This is a genomic window from Secundilactobacillus paracollinoides DSM 15502 = JCM 11969, from assembly GCF_001311135.1.
Lineage (GTDB): Bacteria > Bacillota > Bacilli > Lactobacillales > Lactobacillaceae > Secundilactobacillus > Secundilactobacillus paracollinoides.
This window is the reverse complement of record NZ_BBAG01000136.1, coordinates 1-1,923: the sequence shown is the minus strand read 5'-3', so window position 1 is coordinate 1,923 and position 1,923 is coordinate 1. Positions and strand designations below refer to the sequence as shown.

The following is a 1,923-nucleotide window of genomic DNA, read 5'->3' as shown; positions in this document are numbered from 1 at the left end:
AAATTAAAGTTAAGAGAATCAGAAGACCGAGTTAAAAGAGGTCAATGCGCACTTACACCCTTGACAAGTGTCAATGGTAGATTTAAACCCCATTTTGATGGGGTTTATTTGTATTAGAAGGCTAACGCCAACTATCACAAACCTAGAGTTAAATCTTAAGATTAATCAATCACATTACGAAGGATCCAATGACTATAAGCAAGACGGGCACCGGGAGTTATTACCCAAGGGTGATTAATTTCGAAAATTTGAATTTCAGTTGCTAAGTAAAGTGGCGTCTTACCATGATTAAAAGCAAAAACGGGTTGCGGAAAATCAGGCTTACTAGCAACTTGATGAACACTTTGACGAGAGTTCATCTGCCAGCGAATTTTTAAATCTTCACGCGACAATAACTGTGGCAGCTGTGTTTTTTCAAGTTGAGCTTGTTGCTGCAACTTTTGTGTAAAGGCTTGTTTAGTCTTGTTTTGATGCCAATCATCAAAAAGATCATACTTGTTTGATTTAAAATCTAAATCCATAAAGCCAGCCTCCTAACCAAAATCAATTTTATCCAGCATCGTTTCAGTACTAGCCTGGTCTAAGCCTAAATAAGCTAAAGTCATTGCTTCACTGGAATGATTTAATAAGTGCATGACCAAACCAATATTATAATTAGATTGTGTGTAGACGCGATAAGCCCCGGTTTTGCGCATTGTGTGGGTCCCTAGATAATTAATTCCTAACAGATCGCCAACCTTACTCATAATTTTGTAGAACTGTTTTTCCGTGATATGGCGTTTGGGGTGTTGAATGGAAGGAAAGAGCCATTCAGAATCCAGCTGATGATCAAGTAGCCATTGGCGATACAATAAGAGCTCTGTTTGAACTGGTTTAAGGTACAAGGTATTAGGCTTACCCGTTTTTCGATCGTGAATGAACGCATTTTGTTTAATAGACCCGTCCGGATTAAAAATGTCTATCTGTTTTAAGCGCATGACATCACTGACTCGCAACAGTGTCGCTTTGCCAACTTGAAAAACTGTATAGTTACGCCGGCCAGCTTTAAAGTTGTTGAGTAAGGTATCTTGAACCTCTTTGAGAACGTTTGAATCTTTGATGGGTAAGACAACTTGTTGCATAGTTTTAGCTCCTTAAAAAATTGATTTTTAGTACAAATTAAAGTACAATATTAAGTACAATGAAAGGGTGGTAAATATGACATTAGCACTAACACAGAGCGATTTTCGCGCTAACCTAAAAAAATATTTAGATCAAGTTAATGACGAAGACGAAACCGTTTATATTGCTCGTTCAAACAGTCGCGCAGTGGCCATCGTTTCACAAGAAAAAATGGACTGGCTAGAAAGAGCATTAAAAGCGAAAGAAGGTTCGTTAGAATATGCAATTGCGCGTGATCAGTTAATTAAACGCCATGTTTTACCTGATGATGAAATTGTTGAATCAAATGATGATTATTGGGGTCAGTTTAAATAATGAAAAAACTAAGATTTAAACCACGTGCAACCTTTAATGCTGATCTAAAACGGTTAGCCAGTTTAGACAAATCTATTATTGATGAAGTTCGAGCAGCCATTGACCTGTTGCTTGAGCAGCAACAATTACCACCAGAATTTGAAGATCATGAGCTTAATCGGCGAATGAGCGGGTATAATGAATTTCACTTGCGAGATACTCCGAAAAACAAAACACCAAGCGAAACTAACGATGTCCTGGTGGTTTATACGATTGATAAAGATGAACTAGTCTTAATTGGCATTCGAGTCGGATCGCATGATCGTTTATTTCCTGGTCAAAATCGTGCTAAAAGGTATCGAAAAAATGACAAATAGAAGAAGTTATTTTTATAATATGAAAATAAATAACCCCTAATATCCATATTATAGATATTGGGGGTTATTTTAACAATGATTTTGAGGGGCG

General features: G+C 37.1%; 4 protein-coding genes. 2 read left to right on the top strand and 2 right to left on the bottom strand.

Annotated elements, in window-relative coordinates; genetic code table 11:
• Positions 1 to 161 precede the first annotated feature (161 nt).
• Together JCM11969_RS16560 and JCM11969_RS16555 are read right to left on the bottom strand one after the other, a co-directional pair.
• Positions 162 to 521: a hypothetical protein gene (locus JCM11969_RS16560; protein WP_046870853.1), complete on the bottom strand. Its 360-nt coding sequence runs from the start codon at positions 519 to 521 to the stop codon at positions 162 to 164.
• Between the two features lie 12 nt (positions 522 to 533).
• A complete protein-coding gene (locus tag JCM11969_RS16555) occupies positions 534 to 1,121 on the bottom strand; it encodes a site-specific integrase (RefSeq protein ID WP_054712988.1) in 588 nt (195 codons plus the stop codon).
• Between the two features lie 76 nt (positions 1,122 to 1,197).
• Between JCM11969_RS16555 and JCM11969_RS16550 the strand changes: the two genes are divergently transcribed.
• On the top strand, positions 1,198 to 1,476 hold the full coding sequence (locus JCM11969_RS16550) for a type II toxin-antitoxin system Phd/YefM family antitoxin (protein WP_002834561.1): 279 nt from the start codon (positions 1,198 to 1,200) through the stop codon (positions 1,474 to 1,476).
• The gene (locus JCM11969_RS16545) at positions 1,476 to 1,832 is read left to right on the top strand and encodes a type II toxin-antitoxin system YafQ family toxin (RefSeq protein WP_027822196.1); all 357 of its coding nucleotides are present in this window, start codon (positions 1,476 to 1,478) and stop codon (positions 1,830 to 1,832) included. The genes JCM11969_RS16550 and JCM11969_RS16545 overlap by 1 nt, the downstream gene beginning before the upstream one ends.
• Positions 1,833 to 1,923: the final 91 nt, after the last annotated feature.